The organism is Bradyrhizobium sp. Kon69, from assembly GCF_055807515.1.
This window is the reverse complement of record NZ_JBVVOS010000008.1, coordinates 21,348-35,976: the sequence shown is the minus strand read 5'-3', so window position 1 is coordinate 35,976 and position 14,629 is coordinate 21,348. Positions and strand designations below refer to the sequence as shown.

The following is a 14,629-nucleotide window of genomic DNA, read 5'->3' as shown; positions in this document are numbered from 1 at the left end:
TCGCAACCAGCCTTACGCCTTCATCGCGCTCTTCACGGCTTCGGCGGTGATCGGCAGGGCCCGGACGCGGGCGCCCGAGGCGTTGAAAATGGCGTTGCCGATCGCGGGGGCGATCACCGTCACCGCGGGTTCGCCGACGCCGGTGGCCTTCTCGCCATTGGCGATTACGGCGATCGCGACCTCGGGCACCTGGCTCATGCGCAAGGGCGTGTAGCTGTCGAAATTGGTCTGTTCGATGCCACCATCCTTGAGCGTCGCCTTTTCGTACATCGCCAGCGACAGGCCCCACAGCGCCGCACCCTCGACCTGGGCGCGGATATTGTCGGGATGCACCTGCGTGCCGACGTCGGTGGCGACCGTGAGCTTCTTCACGGTCACCTCGCCCGAGGGCGCGACGGCGACGTGGGCGACGCAGGCCGTCCAGCTTGCGGTCGCGCGTTCCTGCGAGGAGACGCAGGCTACGCCCATGCCCTCACCCTTCGGCAGCTTCCTGCTGCCGTAGCCGGCAAGGCCCATCGCGGCGAGCAACGTGTTGCGCAGCCGCTGCGCGCCGCCGTCGTTCTTGCCGGCGCCGTCGAGCAGCGAGATGCGGAACTGGGCGGGGTCCTTGCCCGCCGCAGCCGCGATCTCGTCGATCATGCTTTCGACCGCCCAGAAGGTCCAACCCGGCGCGACCGAGCGGAGCTGGCCGGACGGCGTGGCGTTGTGCGCCATCTCGTTCTTGATCGCGCGCACATGATGGTTGGGCACGGTGTAGAAGAAGTCGGCCCCGTTCACCGTGAAGGAGTCGAGCGGACCCTTCTTGTCGACCGAGGGCGTCAGGAAATCGGGAATGCCCCAACGTTGGGTCGGCCAGGCCGAAACCACGTCGTGGCTGAGCGCGACGAGCTTGCCGTCGCCGTCGACGCCCGCCTTCACTTTCTGGTAGGTGAGCGGACGCGAGAAATCCATCGTCATGTCGTTCTCGCGCGTGTAGATCACCTTCACCGGCTTGCCGATCGCCTTCGCCGCCTGCACCGCCGGAATCATCATGTCGGCATCCAGCCTGCGGCCAAAGCCGCCGCCGAGCCACATCTGATGCATGACGACGAATTTTGGATCGATCCCGGCCGCGCCCGCCGCGATCGCACCGGAGCGCGTCGCGAACTGGTTGCCGGAATAGATGTGCAGGATCTCGCCCTTGAACTCCGCCGTGGCGTTCATTGGCTCCATCGGTGCATGGATATTGATGCTGGTGGTGTACTCCGCCTCCAGCACCTTGGCCGCCGTGCCGAACGCCGCCGCGGGATCGCCGTCCTTGACGAAGAACTGGCCGGAATCCTCCTGCTTCTGAAGCCGCATGGCCTCGTCGAGCAGCGACTGGCTCGACACTTTCGCGTTCGGACCGCCGTCATAGGCGATCTTGAGCGCCTGCGCCGCCTTCTTGGCATTGGCATAGGTGCCGGCGACCGCGACGACCCAGCCCGAGGTCGTTCCGGTCTTGTCATCGAGGGTGACGGCCTTGATGAAGCCCGGCACTTTCTTGGCGGCGCTGTCGTCGACCGACTTGACCGTGGCGCCGAAGCGCACCGGCGGCGTCACCACCGCGCCATAGGCCATGCCCGGCAGCATCACGTCGATGCCGTATTTGGCCGTGCCGTTGGTCTTGGAGGGGATGTCGAGCTGCGGCACCGACACGCCGATCATGGTGTATTGATCCGGCGTCTTCAGCTTGATCGCCTTTAGCTCGTCCGGCGTGAAGGACTTGGTCGCCTTGCCGCTCTTGACGACATCGGCAAACGACATCGCCTTCTTCGACTTCGGATGCGAGATCATGGAATCGCGCACCACCAGTTCCGACGCCGGCACGCCCATCGCGGCGGCTGCGCCTTCCGTCAACGCCATCCGTCCGGCGGCGCCCGCGCGGCTCATGGCCTCGAAGTTCATCATGGTCGACCAGCTGCCGCCGGTGATCTGCGCGCCGAGCACGGGATCGTTGAACTTCGGATCATTGGAGGCAAGCTGAACCCGCATGTCGCTCCATTTGGCGCCCAGCTCTTCGGCCACGATCTGCGCCATGGTGGAGGCGATGTGCTGGCCCATGTCGGCCTTGCCGCAGGTGACGGTGACGAGACCATCGGGCGCGATCGCGTACCAGACGCTGGGCTCGAAGTTCTGGGGCGCCGCGAGCGCCTCACCGATGCCGGGCACGCCGGCATAACCGAGCACGAGGCCGGTTGCCGCGGTGCCGACCAGGAAGGAGCGGCGGCTGAGATCTGTCGTTTCGGCTGTGACGCTCTTGATGTGCTTATTCATGTGGGCCTCCGCTCGTTGCCGGAGGCGGATGCGGTGCGCATCTCGGTTGCGGCGCGCATGATTGCCTTCTGGATCCGCGAATAGGTCATGCAACGGCAGAGATTGCCGTCCATATGGGCCACGACCTCTTCCTTGGTCGGGTTGGGATTTTTCGCCAGCAGCGAGGCCGCCTGCATGATCTGCCCGGACTGGCAGTAGCCGCATTGCGGCACCTGCTCGGCGATCCACGCCTTCTGCAAGGGATGGTCGCCCTTGGCGGCGAGGCCTTCGATGGTGGTGATCTTCTTGCCGGCGACATCGCCGACCATGGTCTGGCACGACCGCACGGCTTCGCCGTTGACGTGCACGGTGCAGGCGCCGCAAAGCCCGGCACCGCAGCCGAACTTGGTGCCGGTCATCTGCAATTGCTCGCGGATCGCCCAGAGGAGCGGCGTATCATTCGCCGCATCCACGGACAGACTCCGCCCGTTGATGGTGAGAGTTGGCATAGGCGTCTTCCCCTGCCGGTGCATGAAGCCGCTTACGGCGGCAACTTGTGTTGACGGACGCCCACCGGGCCGGCGCCAGCCTTGATCGCAAGAATGATCGCGTTCAGGCGCGGAGGCAAATGCAATTTGGAATCGATCGAAACAAACGCGACGCCTGCTCGTTGTGCGTCGCGAGAAGGGCGGTGATGCAGCGGCTGAACGCAATAGAGTGCACGCCAAGCATGCAGGCCATCGCGGCACGGCAGTTTCCTCCGAGTAACCGACCGCGTTAGGATGAGCGAAGAAACGAGATAACAGGGTGGATGCAATGCCTCGGGTCGATCGGGACGGCGTCAAAATCTACTACGAGGTTCATGGCGAAGGTCCGCCGCTGCTGCTGACCCACGGCTACTCATCGACCTCGGCGATGTGGCATGGGCAGGTCGAGGCGCTTGCCAGGGATCACAAGCTGATCTTGTGGGACATGCGCGGTCACGGCCAGTCCGACTATCCCGACGATCCCGCCGCCTACAGCGAAGCACTCACGGTCGGCGACATCGCGGCGATCCTCGATGCCGTCGGCACTGAGCGCGCCATCATCGGCGGGCTGTCGCTCGGCGGCTACATGTCGCTTGCCTTCGCTCGCGCGCATCCAAAGCGCGTCCGCGCGCTGCTGATCATCGACACCGGACCGGGCTTCAAGAAGGACGACGCACGCGAGGCCTGGAACGCGCGGGCGCTCTCCACCGCCGACAAGTTCGACCGCGAAGGGCTCGACGTGCTGAAGGCGGCGACGCGCGAGCGCGCCACCGCGAACCATCGCAATGCCAGGGGATTGGCGCTCGCCGCACGCGGCATGCTGACCCAGCGCGATGCGCAGGTGATCGAGCTGCTGCCGGAGATCAAGGTGCCCAGCCTGATCGTGGTCGGTGCCGACGACGCGCCGTTCCTCGCCGCGTCGGACTACATGGCCGCGAAAATTCCCGGCGCACAAAAAATCGTGATTCCCGCCGCCGGACACGCCGTCAACATCGACCAGCCGCAGGCTTTTGTTGACGCGGTGCTGCCTTTCCTGAAGAACTTGCCGGAATAGGACGATCGGACGGGAACACAAGCAATGAAGCGAGCGATGTTGGCTGCAGGCGCGGTGTTGCTGTCAGTATCCGCGCAAGCCGAGCCATTCGGCGGGACATCACCCCGCCTGCCCTTCGTCGCGACCTTGTCGAACAACACGCCGCTCGCCTTCGGCATGGATGCCGGGCAGACCGCGCGGGCGCTGGGGCAACCGCTGCAATATGTGCGCGGACGTCCCGGCAACGAGATCTATCTCGCGCTTCGCAACATCGGCGGCAGCGGACTGATCCCGTACCGTCACCGCCTGTTCCTGCAGTTTCGCCATGGCCGGCTGGCGGGATGGAAGGAGGACTATGGCGAGAACTGGATGTGGGAATAGGTGGTTCTCCTCATGGTGAGGAGGCGCGAAGCGCCGTCTCGAACCATGCAGGCCCGCCTCTCGCAGCTCGGCCTCTATCCTTCGAGACGCGCGCCGGGGCGCGCTCCTCAGGATGAGGGGAGATAGTGAATTCGTGACAACCAACAAGGACAACCCGCGTGGGACAAGACATCAAGCTGACGGCCTCCGACAATTTCCAGCTCAGTGGCTATCGCGCTGACCCCGCGGGCACGGCGAAGGGCGCGGTGGTGGTGATCCAGGAAATTTTCGGGGTCAACCATCACATCCGCTCGGTCTGCGATCGCCTCGCCGGGGAAGGCTATGTCGCGATCGCCCCGTCGATCTTCGACCGGACCTCGCCGGGCTTCCAGTCCGGCTACACGCCTGACGAGATCGCGGAAGCGCGCAAGTTCGTCGCCAGTCCGGATTGGGACGCGATGCTGCGCGACACCCAGGCGGCGATCGATGCGATGAAGAGCGTCGGCCCGGTCGGCATCATCGGCTTTTGCCTGGGCGGCAGCGTCGCCTTCGTCGCGGCGACACGGCTGTCGGGCCTGAAGGCCGCGATCGGCTATTACGGCGGCGCCGTCGTGCGCTTTGCCGATGAGACACCCAAAGCGCCGACGCAGCTGCATTTTGGCGAGAAGGATGCCGGCATTCCCCTGACCGACGTCGAGACCATCAAGACGAAGCGGCCGGACGTCGAGGTCTTCGTCTATCCGGGCGCGCAGCACGGCTTTCACTGCGACGAGCGGGCGAGCTACGACAAGGCCAGCGCCGACATCGCCTGGCCGCGCAGCATGGAATTTTTCACGAGGCATTTGAAATAGGGCCGCACTTGCTGCCGTCATTCCGGGATGCGTCGAGGAGAGCAGGAATCGGGTGGCTGCATCCTGCCGCACGGCGATAGAGCTGGCTGATCAAGCCACCGCACGCCGGGAGATCGTGATGCAGCAGGCCAACACGAATATCGTCATCCGCAATCCGTTCGGCACCATGGACGTGCCCGCGCCTGATGATCGCGACGTCATGGACTATGCCGCAACCGCCTTACTTTCGGGCGATGCCGCCGACGTCAACGCGGCCCATTGGGCAGACATTCAGGCGCCCTCCGATCCTCTGGAAGGCCCGTGGGCCAGCCGCTGGAATGGCGGCGCCGATCGGACCATCGCCGGCGATACGCCGGGGACGTGGAAAGACGGGCGCGCGGAGGTGCGGGTCGCAGGCGGACGCATCTATCTGCGCTTTGATTGGGATCACGGCCGACGGCACGGGCTGATCGATGCTGCGCGCGAGGGCACGCGCCTGGTCGGGAAATACATCAACCTGACCAACCCGGTGATCACACGGCCATGGGTCGGACTGGTGGTCGATGCCACCAGGATCGACGGATGTTTTCCGAACGGGCGGCTGGATTTCAGGCGGTAAGCTAGAGCTTCGCTCGAAAAGCGCTCTAGAACCAGCGCTCGCCGACGAACACGGTGTCGCCGGGGCTCAAGGGGGTGCCAAGCGGCACCACGGCGCGCATGGCGCCGCCGGCTTCCGTGTGCGTGACGGTGACCACGTCGCGCTTGGCGCGGGGCGAGAAGCCGCCGGCAATCGCGACGGCGCTTTCGACCGTCATGTTCGGCACATACGGATACTGGCCGGGCGCGGAAACTTCGCCGAGAATGAAGAACGGGCGATAGGCCTCGATCTCGACGGCGACCGAAGGCTCGCGGATGTAGCCGTTGCGCAGCCGCGCGGCGATCTCGCCGGCAAGGCCCGCCGGGGTGCGGCCGCGTGCAGGCACGCCGCCGATCAGCGGCATGGTGATGGAGCCGCCGGCGTCGATCGCGTAGCTGTTGGTGAGACCTTCCTGGCCATAGACCACGACGCGCAGCCTGTCGCCGGCGTCGAGATGGTAGGAGGAATCGTAGCGGACCGGCGCCGCCATCGGTGCGGCGTAACCGACCGGCATGGGCGCAGGCGAAGAGGCAAAGGAACTGCTGAGTGCTGCGATGGCACCGCCGCCACTGCCGACGACGACCGGCTGCGGCGCGTTGTACGGCTGGCCATAGGCCATCGAATCGAGATCGGCGCGCGGCTGCACATAGGCGACGGGACCAGCGGTTTGCATGCAGCCGCCAAGGGTCAGCGCGGCGGACGCTGCCAGGGACGCTGCCGAGATCGACCATCGAAACGCGCGTGCAACCGGCACCGGACTTATCCCTCGAAACGAGACAGCTTCAGTGATGCACCGGTTATGGTTAATAAAGCGTTGCGGGGGTAGGTGGCGCGACGATGCGGCTACGGGCGCAGTGCGCTCCCTCTCCCGCCTGCGGGAGAGGGTTAGGGAGAGGGTGCCTCCACAACGGGACAATCCCCCAGGGGAGAGAACCCTCACCCGGCGCGCGGGACGATGCTTCGCATCGCCCGGGACGCGCCGACCTCTCCCGCAAGCGGGAGAGGTGCACCACCTTCGCGGCTGGCTTACGCGCTTACACCGACGCCGATCGGGCAGGACACGCCGGTGCCGCCCAGGCCGCAATAGCCGGCGGGATTCTTGGCCAGATATTGCTGATGATAGTCCTCGGCAAAGTAGAATTCGCCGGCGGGCGCGATCTCGGTGGTGATGGTGCCGAGACCTTTTGCAGCAAGCGCCTTCTGATAGAGCGCCTTCGATTGATCGGCCGCTGTCTTCTGCGCGTCTGAAGTGGTGTAGATCGCGCTTCGGTACTGCGTGCCGACGTCGTTGCCCTGACGCATGCCCTGCGTTGGGTTGTGGCTCTCCCAGAACGTCTTCAACAGCTTCTCGTACGACACCTTGTTCTGATCGAACACGACCAGCACCACTTCGGTGTGACCGGTGCGGCCCGAGCAGGTCTCTTCATAAGTCGGGTTCGGCGTGTGGCCGCCGGCATAGCCAACAGCCGTTGTGTAAACGCCCTCGCCCAGCTCCCAGAACTTGCGCTCGGCGCCCCAGAAGCAGCCGAGCCCGAACACCGCCTGCTCGAGGCCGGCGGGATAAGGCGGCTGCAACTTCGTGCCGTTGACGAAATGGGTGGTCGCGGTCGGAATGGCTTGCGCACGGCCGGGCAGCGCTTCCGTGGCGCTCGGCAATGCGGTGGTCTTGCGCATGAACAGCATGGACGGGTCTCCGGGAACGAGCTGTGCCTCGCCTGAGCCAAGGCGATGAGCCAAGCGCTCAGGCGGCGTGCTCGCGATCAGTTGGGAATATAGGTCTTTACGCGCAAAGGGGCAGCCCTGTTACGCCGTCCGCGCGCAGGTTCGAGTCGCGCGAATTGAAAGCTCAATCCCGGGATTGAAAGCTCAATCCCGGGAATAGCCGATCAGCGGCTTGCGCGGGCGGAACAGGATCATCAGGAGGATGCCGAGAATGCCGAGGACGGCGAAAACCGGCTGATCCAGCACCAGGCGGATCACCGAGGTCCAGAGCCAGGGCGCCTTGGCCTCGACCCAGGTCCGGAATGCGGTCTGGCTGGCCTGATTGATGTCGTTCCAGAACTGGCCGAAGCGGGTGAACCGCAGGGTCTGGTCGGCCACCCAGCGGGCCCCGTCGTAGACCATGAAGATGAACCCGCCGGCGAGCAGCAGCAGCCCAATCAGTCGGAAAAAGCCGCGGATCATGCCTCACCCTCTATAGTCGTCCGATCGGACGACCCTCGGAACGCCGCCAGCCAATACAAGGGAGACGGCAGAAATTCAACCTCTTCAGGGCGTTACGGCACTCATCCGCGCCCTGAGGGGTTGCTTTTGCAGCCCCGGAAAGCGTTGACGGTGCCAAAGACCCTCTCTATAAGGGCGCCAACTGGCGGCGGGCGCAATCCTGCCGCCGCTGTTCTTTGAGCAGATGCAGGCTCCTTGGGCTGAGAGGCTCCCTGGGCCTCAGAGACGGCCCGCAAGGCTGTCGCTCACGTTCCGGGAACAGCCTAGCAACCGAACACCCTAATTCCGAGCGTCGATTACGCGGTCAAGCAAGCCGGCGCTACCCGACCAAGACGCGACCGGTACCCGCAAAGGACATTGAGACCATGGCCAATACCACTTCCGCCAAGAAAGCGACGCGCAAGATCGCCCGCCGCACCGCCGTCAACAAGTCGCGCCGCACCCAGATGCGCGGTGCCGTTCGTAACGTCGAAGAAGCGATCAAGACCGGCGACCGCGCCGCAGCCGTGACGGCGCTGGCGAACGCCGAGCCCGCCTTGATGCGCGCCGCGCAGCGAAACATCATTCACAAGAACAATGCCAGCCGCAAAGTCTCGCGGCTCACCGCGCAGATCGCCAAGCTCGCCAAGTAACCTCGCGAGTGATCTAGCAGCATTCGTTCGATCGGACGATCCGGTCGCACATCGCATACGTCAAACAGCCCGGCATCGCGCCGGGCTTTTTTGTTGCCCGTCATATTCACGCAAGCAGTCACGCGTCGAGCGACCTTCGATCGGAGGATTGCGACGTTTGCACCATGATGCGTCCCGTAGTTTTACCTGCGAATGGTTTTGCAACAGCGGAAACTTCCACCGCGGTGCAAAAAGTCCTTGCGAGGCGGGCTCAAGTTGAATTCGCGGCACCTGCGAGTTCTGCACACCGTAGTTTCCCCGGATCGCGTTACGCGATGGAGTTACCCTGTCAAACGAGACTCAAAAAACGATGTCTCGCTAATCACTTATCGACATAGTGAGGCCAAGCATTTGGAAAAATCGCCCGCGCGTCGTGCGCGTGACGCTTTTGTAAAAAATTTTTGGCGGTGGCGGAGAATTGTCACATGAAACGTGGCGTCTTCGATTCTGTGCACGAATCCAAAAACTTGCTCTGAAGCCTGTGCACAAGTCCGCGTGGCGTTAACGCAGATCAAGATTTTTGATGCCTCAAGTGTGAATCAATTCCGTTGCGAGTCTTCCCGCATAGTGTATTCCTTAAGAGGTCAGCGGCGCCCACGATCTTGAGACCAGCGCGGTATCGGAAACGGGGCGAGCGTGCAAATCGGCGGCGATGTGCACGTAGGCGGCGCTTCAACAAGCGATTGTCGGATCAAAACCCACAGCAATGTGGGAACGGTAGCTCTTTGTCTGAATGTCTCCAAGCGGGATCTTTCTCTCGCGCTTAAGAGACATCTTGAAAGCTGCCCCGACAGGCATGATGGCGAGGCCGAGCGGACGAGTACACGGGCAGGCATCCGATGACGACGCGGGTGTCGTTTGGACACGCAGGACCTTGTCGTGAGCAATCACGGCAGGACGGGGAGGTATCATGTCTTACGAACTCAACGCGGTATTGAAACACATTTCGACTTCCAGCATTTCGACTTCCAGCGATGCCGTTTTAGATTCGTCGGACACCAAGCCTCCCGCGTGTCACGGAGCGCCGAGTACGCGCTGACCTCGCGACCCCTCCATCTCTAGACATTGCTGATCGGACGCGGCGTTTCCGCCGAACGGTCGAGCCATGCCTGCAGGTGAAATCGCTTGAGGTCCCGCCATTGCAAATAATCCTGGGCAGGTATTGCTGGCAGGAACTCTGCATGGCGCTCACCACGCAACCTTATCTCTCAAGAAAAGTTCTCAAATGATGACAACCCCGGAACAGGATCGCTGGTCACGCGTGAAGAGTCGGCTGCGCTCGAACGTCGGCGAAGACGTCTATACGAGCTGGTTTGCGCGCATGGATCTGGAAGGCGTCCAGGACGAGAGCGTGCGTCTGTCGGTGCCGACCCGCTTCCTGAAGAGCTGGATCCAGGCCCATTATGCCGAGCGCGTACTGTCGTGCTGGCAGGCAGAGATGCCGGAAGTGCATCGCATCGATCTCACCGTGCGCACGGCGGTGCGCCCCGTGGTTCAGCAGAAGGAAGCGCCCGCGCCGGTCGAAACGCGCCGCTCGCCTGCGCCGGAGCTGCGTTCGACCGCGACGGCGCCGGTCTCGGCCAATCATGATGCGCTCGGCGGTTCGCCGCTCGATCCGCGCCTGACCTTCGCAAGCTTCGTCGTCGGCCGTTCCAACACGCTGGCGCATGCGGCGGCGCGTCAGGTCGCCGAGGGTCGTCGCGGCGATCCCGTCATGTTCAATCCGCTCTACATCCATGCGGGCGTCGGCCTCGGCAAGACGCATCTCTTGCAGGCGGTGACCTGGGCCGGCAATTCCGGCAACGAGCGCAAGGTGCTTTATCTCACCGCCGAGAAATTCATGTACGGCTTCGTCGCCGCGCTGAAGACGCAGACGGCGCTCGCCTTCAAGGAAGCGTTGCGCGGCATCGACGTGCTCGTGATCGACGATCTCCAGTTCCTGCAGGGCAAGTCGACCCAGGCTGAGTTCTGTCACACGCTGAACGCGCTGATCGATGCCGGCCGCCAGGTCGTGATCGCGGCCGACCGTCCGCCGTCCGATCTCGAAAGCCTCGACGACCGCGTGCGCTCGCGGCTGGCCGGCGGCCTCGTGGTCGAGATGGCCTCGCTCGGCGAGGAGCTGCGGCACGGTATTCTCAAGTCGCGCGTCGCAGCCGCCCGCGCCCATCATGCAACCTTCGAGGTGCCGGAGGAGGTGCTGACCTATCTGGCCCGCGCCATCACCCACAACGGCCGCGATCTCGAAGGGGCGATCAACCGCCTGCTCGCGCACTCGAAGCTCAACAACCGGCCGGTGACGCTGGAGATGGCGGAGCACGAGGTGCGCGACCTGATCCGGCCGCAGGAACCGAAGCGGATCAAGATCGAGGACATCCAGCGCGTGGTGGCGCGGCAGTATAATGTCAGCCGCTCCGACCTCTTGTCCTCGCGCCGGACCGCCAACGTGGTCCGTCCGCGCCAGGTGGCGATGTATCTCGCCAAGACGCTGACCCTGCGATCGCTCCCGGAAATCGGCCGCCGCTTCGGCGGGCGCGACCACACCACGGTGCTGCACGCCGTTCGCAAGATCGAGGCCCTGGTTTCCAAGGACACGGCGCTGTCGGACGAGGTCGAATCGCTCAAGCGCCAGCTTCAGGAATAAAGGCCTATTTCCTTCTGCGCGGGTGCGATCGCATCCCAAGCTGCATCGCAGGTCGTCATGCCCGGGCTTGTCCCGGGCATCCACGTTCTTAGGACCGCGAACCAAGACGTGGATGGCCGGGACAAGCCCGGCCATGACGGGTGCAGAGACGTCCGTGCCCGGCGAGGCGTTCAGCGCGTTGCGGAAACATCGGTAAATCGTGGGGAACTGCCTCCCGATCCCTTGAATCCGGGGGCCATCCGCGCCACCTTGCGCGACCCTGACGGCTTTGGTCATATCGGCTGGATGATCCGGCTTTCCGGGGTCTTCGGTGCCGTGGCGCGCGTCCCGCCGCCCGGCTTTTCCAGATTTGTGTTTCCTTGGGGATCGGGCGAGTAGTGCAATGAAGGTTACGGTCGAACGCGCGCAACTCCTGAAGTCGCTGGGCCACGTCCACCGCGTGGTCGAGCGCCGCAACACGATTCCGATCCTCGGCAACGTGCTTGTTAGGGCCGAGAACGCTAAATTGTCGCTGAAGGCGACCGACCTCGATCTTGAGGTCACGGAAACGCTCGCGGCGGAAACCGCGACCGCGGGCTCCACCACCGTGCCGGCGCACATGTTCTACGACATCGTGCGCAAGCTGCCGGACGGTTCGCAGATCGTGCTCGAAGCCGACGGCGACCGCGCCGTGCTGGCGATCCGCGCCGGCCGCTCCCGCTTCACACTGCAGACCCTGCCGGAGAATGATTTTCCGGATCTCGCCGCCGGCGACATGTCGCACTCGTTCAATCTCGCCGCCAAGGACATCAAGCGGCTGATCGACCGCACCCAGTTCGCGATCTCCACGGAGGAGACCCGCTACTATCTCAACGGCATTTATCTGCATGCCGCAGGCTCGGCCAAAGCCGCCACCTTGCGCGGCGTCGCCACCGACGGCCACCGCCTCGCCCAGCTCGACCTGGTCCAGCCCAAGGGCGCCGAGGGCATGCCCGGCGTGATCGTGCCGCGCAAGACGGTCGGCGAGGTACAGCGTCTGATCGAGGACAACGAGGCCGAGGTCACGATCGAGCTGTCGCAGGCCAAGATCCGTTTCACCATCGGCAATGTGGTGCTGACCTCGAAGCTGATCGACGGCACCTTCCCCGACTACGGCCGTGTGATCCCGCAGGGCAACGACAAGGAGCTCGTCGTCGACAAGAAGGATTTCGAGAACGCGGTCGACCGCGTCTCGACGATTTCCAGCGAGCGCGGGCGCGCCGTGAAACTCTCGCTGTCGCCGGGCAAGCTGGTGCTGTCGGTGACCAATCCGGATTCCGGCAGCGCGACCGAAGAGCTCGAAGTCGAATACGTCTCCGACGCCCTCGATATCGGCTTCAACTCCCGCTATCTGCTCGACATCGCCGCCCAGATCGAAGGCGACGTCGCAACCCTCCGGCTCGCCGACCCGGGCTCACCGACCCTGGTGCAAGACCGCGACGACAAGAGCGCGCTCTACGTGCTGATGCCGATGCGGGTGTGAAGGACGTGGTCCTCCTCTCGCGACACCTTTTATGCGGAGACAACCCCTCACCCGGCTTCGCTGCGCGAAGCCACCCTCTCCCACAGGGGAAGAGGGTGAAGCTACAGCTTCGCCCGACGAAACAAGCGCAATACACGTTGCTGCGCCCTCTCCCCTTGTGGGAGAGGGCATCTCCGCGGGCGGATACATACTCAGTCGGGTGAGGGGTTCGTGCCGCAGGAACCATCCCACCGACCAGTCCCCAAACGTCTCCGCCAATTCGCGAAAAATATGCGGCACGACCCGACGGATGCGGAAGCGGCAATGTGGCGCCTGCTCAGGCATCGGCAACTCTCCGCTTTCAAGTTTCGCCGACAAGTCCCGTTCAAAAGCTACATTCTCGATTTCGTCTGCTTGGAAAAGCGCCTCGTGATCGAAATCGACGGCGGTCAGCATGCGGAATCGCGACGCGACGCAGCTCGTGACGCAACTCTCTCCGCTGAAGGCTTTGTGATCGCGCGCTACTGGAACAATGACGTGTTGCAGCAGCCCGCTTCTGTATTGGAGGACGTCCTTGCAAAGCTCGCCCTGCGGTAACATACCCCTCACCCGTCGCCTCACTTCGTGAGGCGCCACCCTCTCCCACAAGGGGAGAGGGGAAGAACCGCGGCCACGACGAGCACAATGACCCCCTCCCGCATTCATCGCCTGACGCTGACGCATTTTCGTAATTACCGGGCGGCGGGGCTCGAGGTGAAGGCTGACATGGTGGCGCTGGTCGGGCCGAACGGAGCGGGCAAGACCAATTGCATCGAGGCGATCTCGTTCCTGTCGCCGGGACGCGGCCTGCGGCGCGCGACGCTGGACGACGTCGCCGACAACCAAGGCGACGGCTCCTGGGCGGTGTCGGCACAGGTCGAGGGCGCGCTGGGCCTTGCCACGCTCGGCACCGGCATCGATCCGCCGCGCGCAGATAGCCCGGTCAGCCGGCGCTGCCGCATCGACCGCGAACCGGTCAGTTCGGCGGCGTCGTTCGGCGACCACATCCGCATGGTGTGGCTGACGCCGGCGATGGACGGGCTGTTCATGGGCGCGGCATCCGAGCGGCGGCGCTTCTTCGACCGGCTAGTGCTTGCCATCGACAGCGACCATTCCAGCCGCATTTCCGCGCTCGAACGTTCGCTGCGCTCGCGCAACCGCCTGCTCGAGACCCGCAATTACGACGACCATTGGTGTGACGCGATCGAGCGCGAGACCGCGGAGCTTGCGGTCGCGGTCGCCGCGACCCGGGGCCAGACCGCGGCGCGGCTGACCGGCATGCTCAACGCGCGCGCGCAGGCCTCCGCCTTCCCCTCGGCGCAGATCGCGCTCGACGGCTGGATGGAGAACGCGCTGCTCAACGAGACCGCGACGTCGGTCGAGGACCGCTACCGTCAGATCCTGCGCGACAACCGTCCGCGTGACGCCATCGCCGGCCGCACCACGGATGGTCCGCATCTCACCGATCTGCAGGTGATCTACGCGCCGAAAAGCATGCCGGCGCGCGATGCCTCGACCGGCGAGCAGAAAGCGTTGCTGATCGGGCTGGTGCTGGCGCATGCGAGCCTAGTCGCCGAGATGACCGGCATCGTGCCGCTGCTGCTGCTCGACGAGGTCGTCGCGCATCTCGATCCCGGCAGGCGCGCGGCGCTGTTCGACGAGCTGCGCAAGCTCGGCGCGCAGGTGTGGCTGACCGGCGCAGACCCCGCCGCCTTCGCCGAGATCGGCGCCGGGGGCGAGATCTTTGACGTCGAAAGCGGACAGGTATCGGCCCGGCGCTAGTCGCAGCCGTTGAACCAGCCCCATTTCCGCCGCGACTAGTTGCCGGAGGCGGCGCCGACGGCGTCGCAGCCGGTTTGCAATCGCGCAATGACGTCGCGCGCGAGACCCTGGACGCGCGATACCCTGGAGAGT

At 64.5% G+C, this 14,629-nt stretch carries 14 protein-coding genes; 9 read left to right on the top strand and 5 right to left on the bottom strand.

Going from position 1 to position 14,629, the window contains the following annotated elements:
* Positions 1-12: 12 nt before the first annotated feature.
* Positions 13-2,295, bottom strand: a complete 2,283-nt coding sequence (locus AC0L3U_RS12695; protein ID WP_473361980.1) for a xanthine dehydrogenase family protein molybdopterin-binding subunit — start codon at positions 2,293-2,295, stop codon at positions 13-15.
* Positions 2,292-2,783, bottom strand: coding sequence for a (2Fe-2S)-binding protein (locus AC0L3U_RS12690; RefSeq protein ID WP_007616069.1), 492 nt, complete (start codon positions 2,781-2,783; stop codon positions 2,292-2,294). Before AC0L3U_RS12690 ends, AC0L3U_RS12695 begins: the two co-directional genes overlap by 4 nt.
* 307 nt (positions 2,784-3,090) lie before the next feature.
* On the opposite strand from AC0L3U_RS12690, the gene AC0L3U_RS12685 reads away from it, so the two are divergent.
* The 4 genes from AC0L3U_RS12685 (at position 3,091) to AC0L3U_RS12670 (ending at position 5,643) form a co-directional block, all read left to right on the top strand.
* Positions 3,091-3,855, top strand: a complete 765-nt coding sequence (locus AC0L3U_RS12685; protein WP_473361979.1) for an alpha/beta fold hydrolase — start codon at positions 3,091-3,093, stop codon at positions 3,853-3,855.
* A 24-nt stretch (positions 3,856-3,879) separates the two neighbouring features.
* Positions 3,880-4,215, top strand: a complete 336-nt coding sequence (locus tag AC0L3U_RS12680) for a hypothetical protein (RefSeq protein ID WP_473361978.1) — start codon at positions 3,880-3,882, stop codon at positions 4,213-4,215.
* Between the two features lie 158 nt (positions 4,216-4,373).
* On the top strand, positions 4,374-5,045 hold the full coding sequence (locus tag AC0L3U_RS12675; RefSeq protein ID WP_473361977.1) for a dienelactone hydrolase family protein: 672 nt from the start codon (positions 4,374-4,376) through the stop codon (positions 5,043-5,045).
* 118 nt (positions 5,046-5,163) lie between these two features.
* Positions 5,164-5,643: a hypothetical protein gene (locus AC0L3U_RS12670; RefSeq protein WP_473361976.1), complete on the top strand. Its 480-nt coding sequence runs from the start codon at positions 5,164-5,166 to the stop codon at positions 5,641-5,643.
* A 25-nt stretch (positions 5,644-5,668) separates the two neighbouring features.
* On the opposite strand, the gene AC0L3U_RS12665 is transcribed toward AC0L3U_RS12670, so the two are convergent.
* The 3 genes from AC0L3U_RS12665 to AC0L3U_RS12655 form a co-directional block, all read right to left on the bottom strand.
* Positions 5,669-6,415 (bottom strand): polysaccharide biosynthesis/export family protein, encoded by a 747-nt coding sequence (locus AC0L3U_RS12665; RefSeq protein WP_473361975.1) that lies wholly within the window; start codon positions 6,413-6,415, stop codon positions 5,669-5,671.
* Positions 6,416-6,687: 272 nt separating this feature from the next.
* The gene (gene msrA / locus AC0L3U_RS12660; protein WP_473361974.1) at positions 6,688-7,344 is read right to left on the bottom strand and encodes a peptide-methionine (S)-S-oxide reductase MsrA; all 657 of its coding nucleotides are present in this window, start codon (positions 7,342-7,344) and stop codon (positions 6,688-6,690) included.
* 183 nt (positions 7,345-7,527) lie between these two features.
* A complete protein-coding gene (locus AC0L3U_RS12655) occupies positions 7,528-7,845 on the bottom strand; it encodes a hypothetical protein (RefSeq protein ID WP_007616084.1) in 318 nt (105 codons plus the stop codon).
* Positions 7,846-8,249: 404 nt separating this feature from the next.
* On the opposite strand from AC0L3U_RS12655, the gene rpsT reads away from it, so the two are divergent.
* From rpsT to recF, 5 genes are all read left to right on the top strand, one after another.
* On the top strand, positions 8,250-8,516 hold the full coding sequence (rpsT, locus tag AC0L3U_RS12650; RefSeq protein ID WP_007598259.1) for a 30S ribosomal protein S20: 267 nt from the start codon (positions 8,250-8,252) through the stop codon (positions 8,514-8,516).
* 1,267 nt (positions 8,517-9,783) lie between these two features.
* A complete protein-coding gene (gene dnaA, locus AC0L3U_RS12645; RefSeq protein WP_027514654.1) occupies positions 9,784-11,196 on the top strand; it encodes a chromosomal replication initiator protein DnaA in 1,413 nt (470 codons plus the stop codon).
* A gap of 382 nt (positions 11,197-11,578) precedes the next feature.
* Positions 11,579-12,697 (top strand): DNA polymerase III subunit beta, encoded by a 1,119-nt coding sequence (dnaN, locus tag AC0L3U_RS12640; RefSeq protein ID WP_473361973.1) that lies wholly within the window; start codon positions 11,579-11,581, stop codon positions 12,695-12,697.
* Positions 12,698-12,907: 210 nt separating this feature from the next.
* The gene (locus tag AC0L3U_RS12635; protein ID WP_473361972.1) at positions 12,908-13,273 is read left to right on the top strand and encodes an endonuclease domain-containing protein; all 366 of its coding nucleotides are present in this window, start codon (positions 12,908-12,910) and stop codon (positions 13,271-13,273) included.
* An 87-nt stretch (positions 13,274-13,360) separates the two neighbouring features.
* On the top strand, positions 13,361-14,497 hold the full coding sequence (gene recF, locus AC0L3U_RS12630) for a DNA replication/repair protein RecF (protein WP_473361971.1): 1,137 nt from the start codon (positions 13,361-13,363) through the stop codon (positions 14,495-14,497).
* The last annotated feature ends 132 nt before the right edge of the window (positions 14,498-14,629 follow it).